Origin of the sequence: Chitinophaga sp. (assembly GCF_036566945.1) — a bacterium.
In the GTDB taxonomy this organism is placed as follows: domain Bacteria; phylum Bacteroidota; class Bacteroidia; order Chitinophagales; family Chitinophagaceae; genus Chitinophaga.
This window is the reverse complement of the sequence record NZ_DATCVJ010000683.1, coordinates 1-8797: the sequence shown is the minus strand read 5'-3', so window position 1 is coordinate 8797 and position 8797 is coordinate 1. Positions and strand designations below refer to the sequence as shown.

Below are 8797 nucleotides of genomic sequence, written 5' to 3'. Positions count from 1 at the left end.
ATTGGTGATGGTACCGTTATCCCAGATCCAGAGCGTGAGCCGGCCCTGGCCACCTATTTCATCATAGGTGCCATTTCTGCCCGCTTCGCTGTTGTATTGCCAGTCTTTCAGCTGCCCGAAACGGCCGCCGGGCATTTGTGCTGCATCTCTGATAAAAGGAGCGCCGGGATTTCGTATAAACGTGGCCGTTATATCTTCTTTCACGCTGGCGGTGGTAAAAGTGGTATAAAAAGTATCTACTGCCAGCGGGTCTGGTAAGTAGAGCGTACGATAACGGAAGCTGCTGGCCGACAAATAATTTTCCAGAACAGTTATCTGCGATTCCGCTTCTGCGGGAAGAATGGTATCATGCTGCACCTGATCACTGGTAGTGTATTGCAGCTGCATACCAATGATACCGCCGCTGGTATCAATGTCTGCCCAGGGTATCTCTGCATGACCGTTTTTCATTTCCGCACTGCCTAATGCCCTGGTGAGTAGTGCATCTTCATACAAACTGCCATACACAAAACCATTCGCTTCTGTGCGTACAGAAATGTTACCATCTTTATCGAAGTTAAATACTTCGAAGCTGTAAGCTCTTTCTTCGAGGTTACCAATTACAAAACGGATCGTGTCTACACCGGAGGTACGTTTAATATCTATGCTGGCGGAGTCTCTCCGGTTGTTCCAGTAAATTTTAGAGCGACTTACTTTCGGGTCTGCGATGAGCAGCCAGGAAAGTTCTACGCGGTTACGTCCCGGGCGAACCAGGAGGGAGTCGGCTTTGCCGGTGTACAATATTTCCCCTTTCTCTATAAATTTTTTATAATCGTCTTGTTTGCGGCAGGCTGAGAATAACAGCAGGCAACCTATGATATAGCTTAATGTGCGCATAACTTTTTTTTTAGGTAGATGATCATCATTTGTCGTTACCCCAGAATTTCATTTCCTGGATGTTCGCGGCATAACCGCCATCTGTCCATGTACGCAAAATTTTCAGGCGTATATATCTTACTGCCGGTGCGTTCAGTGGCACGGTCATTTGTTCGCCGGCAATGCTGGCGTCGATGTCGTCCTGTGTTTTTTGTCCTACTGGTAATCCGGAAGGTTTGATAACGGTATGTTCTACTAAACGTGTCCAGCTTTCCCAGCTGCCATCGGAGGCGGGGTTGGTAGATCCCCAGATTTCAAATTTGCGCACATTGTTTTGCAGGTAAATCCATTCATTGGGACGCTGCCATAAAGCAATACGGCTTAACTGTGCCGTTACGCCCAGGTCGAAAGTGATAGACATCGGGAAGCCATCCAGTTTATCGGCGGAGTGCCACATGGTGCCGTTCCATAAACCGGAGATAGGATAGCCCCAACCAAAGTCTGTATCTCCCGGTAATTTTACTTCCCGGAAAGTAGCTTTGTCGAGCAGCTTTTCAAAGTAAGGAGTGAGTTCCTGCAACAGGGTATCTGACTGATTGCCCCAATGATCTCTTACATAAAAACCAAACTTTCTTTTGGTGGAAGAAAAACCTCTCACCGAATAATTACCACCTTCCAGTTTGGTGTAGTGTACATCGGCAGGACCAAATACACCGGCCGAATCTGTGGTGAGTGTAACAATGGCCAGATCGGCTTTGGTATCGTTGGTAAAAGAAATGTTGATGCCGCCGAAATCTTCTTTTACGATTAATGAACTGCGAACGGTCACCATGGGCGGTGCCAATGGTTTTACTTTTGTAACTACCGGATCGGAGGCTATTTCATTGCGACTTACCACATACAGCGAGATGTCGTGAGCGAGCGAATCGCCAAAGCCATCAACAACGAGGTAGTTATTATAGTAAGATGATCTTATTTCACGTCGTTCCCCGGATTTGATATTGTATACGGCCTTCACGTACAGGACATCCCTGTTGTCCGGCAAACTGTAACTGATTTTTGCTGCACCCGGCATATTGGTGACGTTCAGGTTTTGGAGAATATCCGGTTTGTCGCCACTGGTATTAATGGGTGCATGTGTTTCTTTCTGACAGGCGGCTACCAGCAGGAGCATAGCGCCGGTGAGCAGCATTAAAAAGTTATATGGTTTCATGTTATCGGCTGTTTAAGTAAGTGAAAAATGTTACCATCCAAAGTTTTGCACCAGCTTGGGATTATTCAGCAGGTCCCAGTTGTCGAGGGGCCAGAAATAATTGCGGGTCTGGAACGTTTGACGGAACAATGTTCTGATGCGGTAGTAGAAGGCCGGATCTGACTGGTCTACATCCCATCCGGTAACGGATTTATTCATTTCGTCCATACTTTTTTTCCAGCGGCGCAGGTCCCAGAACCGGGCGCCTTCGAATGCGAGTTCTATCAGTCTTTCCTGGTGAATGATCTGACGCAGCCCTTCTTTGGTCTGGAATTTTCCGGGTTGTTTGGAGTAGTTGGTCCAGGCAGTTTGCACGGTAGGCAGTCCTGCGCGTGCTCTTACTTTATCGATGTATTTAAAGGCTTCCGGATCGGGGCCACTTTGTTCGTTGATCGCTTCTGCGTATAAGAGATAGAGGTCTGCCAGGCGCATTTCCGGCCAGCTGTATTGCAGGATATACAGGCCCTGACCTTCCAGTATTTCGTTTTTCCAGTTGATCATTTTTTTACAGAAATAGCCGGTCACATTATTATCATAAATATTTTTCCTGGTTTGCCATTGTCCGGCTTTCGATTCTATATGGAATGTTTTTTTCTGCATGGTCCACATGGAGCCATCAAATGCAAGATCAGCATAGAAGCGAGGCTCGCGGTTGAAGTGCAGGGAGGCGGTGGTGTAACCTTCCATGATGAGTTCTCCTTCTGCTTTGGTAGCCGTTCTTAGCTTAGTGCGGCCGGCGTAGTCCCAGGTATTATCTTCATTGATAGGCACGCCTTTGTCGGTATAAAACTGTTCTGCTATTTTCATGGTAGGTGCTACGCTGCCCAGTACTGACTCGTTGCCGATGCGGGCAGGATCGAGGCGGGGCATCATTTGCCGTTGCAGGTCGTAGTTCATGGAGTTGGAATTATTCCAGATAATTTCCGGGTTCCATTCCTGGCAAACTACATTGCGCAGCGACATTTGCCGGGTCATGGTATCGGAAAGATTCACTCCCAGCTCATTGAAAGTATATAACAACATGCCCATGTTTTCGCATTCGGTGATAGCGGCTTTACAGGCGTCGGCCGCTATTTTCCATTTGTTAGGATTATATGCAGGATTAAACAGGGCGCTACCATCATAATTTTTAAAGCCGGTATAATCGGGGTTGCCATTGAATAAAGGACTGGCAGCAGTAACGAGTATGCGTGCTTTGATGGCCAGTGCAATAGGTTTGGTGATGCGTCCCAGTTCCGTAGATCTGTCGGCAATGATTTCCGGTAATCCGGCAGCAGCTGTATCCAGCAACCGGGAAATGTAATTAAAAACGGTATCTACGTGCAGGCGTGGTACCTGGGTTTCTTCTATCGGACTGGAGATAGGAAGATTATGATCTACAATAGGAATAGGACCATACTGACGAAGCAATACCCAATGATAGTACGCCTTGAGGAATTTCACTTCGGCGATCCAGCGGTCTTTTTCCGGCTGGCGCATATCTACCACTTTATTGATATTGTCGAGGAAGATATTGCAATCGCGGAGCCCCATGAAACAATAACTCCAGTAAGACATATAAATCACATTGGCACTGAGGAAGCCCTGGGCAATTTGCCAGGGTGCTTCACTGGTGCTGTAGGGGCGTACCATCCAGAATTCATCGCCGGCCAGCAGGGCAGGATTGGAGCCAAAGTCGGCTGACTTGGGGAGATAAGAATAGCAGGTGAAAAGATATTTTTCTGCTTCTGCGCGCATGGTAAATGCGTTGTCGATGGTGGCCACGTTATCTGGCACCACATCCAGGAATTTTTTGCAGGCAGTCAGCTGCAGCAGCATCACGCATAGCAATATACGCAGTGCTTTTTGGCGGAATGAGCGGCTATATAATGTAGTAATCGTATGTTTCATTTTGCACAGTTAAACGATGAATCAAAGTCCCAGGTTAATGCCCAGATTTATTACGCGTTGTACCGGATATCCGAGGCCGTTACCACCCATTTCAGGGTCCCAGGTTTTAAATTTGCTGAGTACAAAAAGGTTGGAGGCGTTGGCATAAATGCGGGCGGTGCTCATGCGTACACGATCCAGCAAATGTTTGGGGAAAGTGTATCCCATCTCCACTGACTTTAACCGCAGGAAGTTGCCGCTGCGCATCCACCAGGTGGAGGACTGATTGTTGTTGGCCACAAAATAATCGCTCAGTCGCGGCCAGAAAGCATAGAGATTTCTGTTGCTTTCACTCCAGTGATCGTCAGCAATAGACTGCAACAAGCCGTGCTGGCCGCCGCCATTCAGTACAAAGGGAGAGGTGCTGTAAGAATCTATCCAGAAAGAAGACCTGGCAGAACCCTGGAAGAAGAAACTCAGATCTACCTGTTTGTAACCAAAGGAAAATCCAAAGCCATAAGTGATTTCCGGTGTAGTGGGCAATCCAATAGGTACCGCATCTGCGCTGTTAATCTGACCATCGCCGTTTACATCATGATATTTAATATCGCCGCCCATCACCACCTGGCCCCAGTTCTGGTAAGCGGAGTTGGCTACTTCCTGGTCATCTACAAACAAACGTTCTGCGATGTAGCCAAAGTTCTGGGAGAGCGATTGTCCTACACGTGAGCGGTACGCTTCGGGGTAGGTCGGTTCTTCATTGACCAGCAGTTTACTGGTAGCATAGGTGAAGTTACCACGGAATTGTACGAAGGCATTGTTGTTAAAACTTTTCGTATAGTCGAGCGCGAGATCCACTCCTTTACCGGAAGCTTCGCCCACATTCGCCTGCGTGGAGGCACTGAGTCCCATGGTGGTGGGAATGGTGCTGCGCGTCATCAGGATATTTTTACGGTGTTCCTGGTACACGTCCAGTTGTATGTTTACGGCATTGAACAAGCCGAGTTCCAGACCGAGGTTTGTTTTATAGGATTGTTCCCAGGTAATGTCGCGGTTTTCATACCGGCTCACAGAAATACCGTTGCGATAGTATTCTCCTCTTTCTCCGAAAAAGCCGCCCTTGTTGCCGTCGTTCATATTTACTTCAGACAGGTAAAAGAAGCGATCATTATCATTACCGATCTGGTCATTGCCTACGATGCCGTAAGTAGCTCTCAGCTTCAGTTTATCGATGGTATGTTTCAGTGGTTCAAAGAATTTTTCTTCCTGCATATTCCACGCGATACCTGCGGATGGGAAAAATCCGAAGCGGTGGTTGCTGGCAAATCTTTCGGAGCCATTGTAGCCGAAGTTGAATTCTGTCAGGTAGCGGTTATCGTAGCCATAGGTGAAACGGCCGGAAATGCCCTGATTGCGGTGTGGTAATGACGACTGCAGCGAGCCGGCATTAGCGGTGAGGTAGTTACGGAATAACCCGATGAGCATACCGGAAACGCTGTGTACTTTATTAAATTCCTGGTTATAGTTCAATGCAGCTTCCATGTAAGTGGTGGTGGTCATTGTTTTGGTACCGGGACTATAACTCAGGTATTCTGTACCATTGGTGTTGAGCGAAGTCAGTTGAGGTGTTTTATCATACGGACCATATTTCATGGTATAGAAATAGGGGCTGTATTGACGGGTCAGGTCAAAATAAGAATAACGTTCCGTGTAGGTCATCATTCTGGCAGTTAATCCTGGTAGCAGGAACTTGAAGTCCTGTTTTAATTCTGCCTGTACGAGCAGGGTTGAAGTATTGTATTGCGAATAACCGGAAACGGAATTGGCGTATGGATTGTTATAGAGGTTGCCGCCATCGCCGGGAGTGCTGCTGTTCCCGGGTTTTACGGCGTTACCAAACAATGGATGTTTCAGTTCAGGTGCGTAACTGGCAGGATACACCGCCGGAAACATCACCGGGTTGGCCCAAATGGTTTGGGAAAATAAAGAGCCGCCGCCACCTACTGGTCCGTTGTATTCGTCGAACTGGCCGTAGGTACGTACAATGGCGGTGGTAGTGGGAGTGAGGTTTATATTAACATTGGAACGGAGCGAGTAATTTTTTAGTTTGATGTTGTTGTTAAAATTATTCCGCTTGTCTACGTTCAATATACCATTGTCTACATTGTAAGTTCCCGCCACATAGAACTGGGCTACTTTTCCACCACCTTTCAGGTTAAAGTTGGTGCGCTGGTTAATGGTGTAGTCTTTGATCAGTTGTTTGATCCAGTTATTATTTGGATACAGCAATGGATCATCGGCGGCAGCAGTATGGTCTATTTTGGATTGTGAATACTGTACATCCCGCAGCGGGTTCCTGGTGAGCACCGCTTCGTTGGCCAGGTTCATATAAGTGATGTTGTCTGCAAACTTAAAGTTGCGGGTATTGCTGGAGATCGAATTTTCGAAGCGTACGTTGAAAGAAGTTTTTGCTTCCACGCCTGATTTGGTAGTCACCAATACCACGCCGTTGGCGCCTCTGGCGCCGTACAGGGAGGATGCGGTGGCATCTTTCAAAATAGAAAAACCGGCAATATCATCTGGCTGTAAGCGGGCCAGGTCATTGGTGCTGGATTCCATGCCATCAATGAGGATCAGCGGGTCCACTTTACCCGTACCAAAAGTGGTAATACCCCTGATGAAGAAGCTGGCATTGTCTCTACCCGGTTCGCCACTGCGCTGGTAGGAGATAACGCCCGACAGGCGACCGGCTAACATGGTGGTCAGGTTGCTGGTAGGCCCTTTCAGCTCTTTGGGATTGATGCTGGTTACCGCGCTCACCATACTGGCTTTTTTCTGCGTACCATAAGCTACCACCACTACTTCGCCTACATCCGATATTTTCGCCTGCATCACTATCTTAATGAGCTTATCATTTTTTACGGCCACCGTTTGCGGGATCATACCGATCATGGTGAACAACAGGCTATCGCCGAGATTGGCTTCAATCGTAAAAATACCCAGATCGTCTGTGAGGGCATTGGAACGCCCCGACTTATTGACCACGGTAACGCCTATAATAGGATTGCCATTACTTTCTGTTACCTGCCCTTTTATTTTAATGCGGGCCGCTTCAGGAGCTTTGGAAGTAGGGGTGTTTTTCTTTTTGATGATAATCGTTTTTTTAACGATGGAATAGCCGAAGGGTTGATCCCGGAAGATGTCATCCAGTACGCGTTCCAGGGGAGCGCCGTCTTGTGAGCAGTTCACTGGTTTGGCATTGTCCATCATCTGCAGGTCAAAGACAAATACATATCCTGTTTGTTGCCGGATGGTTTTGAACACTTCCATGAGGGAAGCTGCTTTTACGTGCAGGGTAACGGGTTGCGCATATCCGTTGGCGTTAGCCTGCAGCACCACGGACAAAAGCAATACGAACGTGAATTTCATACAGCGAATTAGTTTTTGGTTTGATGGAATGCGCCGGCATTGAAGGCGGACTTTTTTAAAAGAATGCATCATTTGTTTTTGAAAAGATGAATAGATTTCCGGCGGATCAAGGCATAGCTACGCCCGGACGCCCGTCGTCGTCTGTGATTATTCACTGCCTGATGTCGTGTTTAATTACGCTATTGTTGATTTTGGTTGACTGATTATTGTTTTCATAACTATCGATTGTAGGTTTTTTTTTTAAGGACTTACGGTAATGGTGTTGTCGGTGATATTGAAATGTATGGTACCTGTTAATGCTAATTGTTCGAGTATGTCAGGAAGACTATCCTGTCTGGAAAAGGTAGCAGCAAAGGCTTTATCGGTGATGTCGCCTTCATAGATCACCTGCACATCGTACCAGCGTGCCAGTTCGCGCATAATAGTCTGGATGTTGCCGTTGAACTCAAAGCGGCCTTCTTTCCAGGCGATGGCAGCATTTACATCTGCGTTGCTGATGCTGATACCATTATGCTCCCTGTTGACAAGGGCCTGTTGCCCGGGCTGCATACGTTTTACCGAGGCACCACTGATCACGTTCACCGCTCCTTCCAGCAAGGAGGTGCAAATAGCTTTTTCCTCTTCATAGGCCATTACATTGAAGTGAGTGCCCAGTACCGCTATTTTCATGGTATTGGTTTTTACAATAAAAGGCTGGCTGGCTTGCTGGGCTATTTCAAAATAAACTTCACCCTGTATACTTACTTCCCGGGTGCTATCTGTAAACGCAGTAGGGAAGCGGATGGAGGAAGCGGCGTTGAGCCAGGCTTTAGTGCCGTCGGGCAGTACTACCTGGTAGGTGCCACCTTTGTTGGTATAAATCGTATTAACGGTAGGCGTTATATCCGGACGGGCGTTGTTATAAGAAAGGAGGTTGCCGGTTTGGTTCACAGATACCCCTGATTGCACCGCCATCGTGGTGGTATCTGTTTTTTCGAGGTCAATCACCGAGTTATCACCGAGTACCAGTCTGGCCTTTTCATTTTTAGGTTTGGCGGCGTGGTTGCTGGCAATGGGCATATCGGTCACGCTGCTTTTCTGGTACAGTTTATACCCGGTAACAGCCATGGCCGCCAGTACAGATGCTGCAATAGCAGCGCGTTTCCAAACCGGTATGGCCCGGATAGGCGTTGGCGTTGTATGGGCAGGAGCCGTTTGCATGATTCGCTGCAGCATGTTGGCGGCGGTATCATCGGGCATGGCGCCGATGTCGTCCGCATCCAGCAGGCGTTCATCCAGTAGTTGCTTAAGTTCTTCGTCGTGTTCGGCCTGTTCTACCAGGAACATAAATTCCTGTTGTTCTTCCGGCGTGGATAGCCCGGAATAGTATCGACTGAACAGGTATCGGAAACG

Annotated in this window: 5 protein-coding genes; all 5 read right to left on the bottom strand. The window is 47.7% G+C overall.

What is annotated here, in order from left to right:
• The coding region (locus tag VIP81_RS20705; protein ID WP_331965653.1) for a DUF4998 domain-containing protein at positions 1-876 on the bottom strand (876 nt) is incomplete at its 3' end.
• A gap of 25 nt (positions 877-901) precedes the next feature.
• A complete protein-coding gene (locus VIP81_RS20700; protein WP_331965650.1) occupies positions 902-2068 on the bottom strand; it encodes a DUF5000 domain-containing lipoprotein in 1167 nt (388 codons plus the stop codon).
• Between the two features lie 30 nt (positions 2069-2098).
• Entirely contained in the window at positions 2099-3997 is a 1899-nt protein-coding gene (locus VIP81_RS20695) for a RagB/SusD family nutrient uptake outer membrane protein (RefSeq protein ID WP_331965647.1), read from the bottom strand.
• A 21-nt stretch (positions 3998-4018) separates the two neighbouring features.
• Positions 4019-7405 carry a TonB-dependent receptor gene (locus tag VIP81_RS20690; RefSeq protein WP_331965644.1) on the bottom strand — a complete coding sequence of 1129 codons (3387 nt, stop codon included), beginning with the start codon at positions 7403-7405 and terminating at the stop codon, positions 4019-4021.
• A gap of 240 nt (positions 7406-7645) precedes the next feature.
• The coding region (locus tag VIP81_RS20685; protein ID WP_331965641.1) for a FecR family protein at positions 7646-8797 on the bottom strand (1152 nt) is incomplete at its 5' end.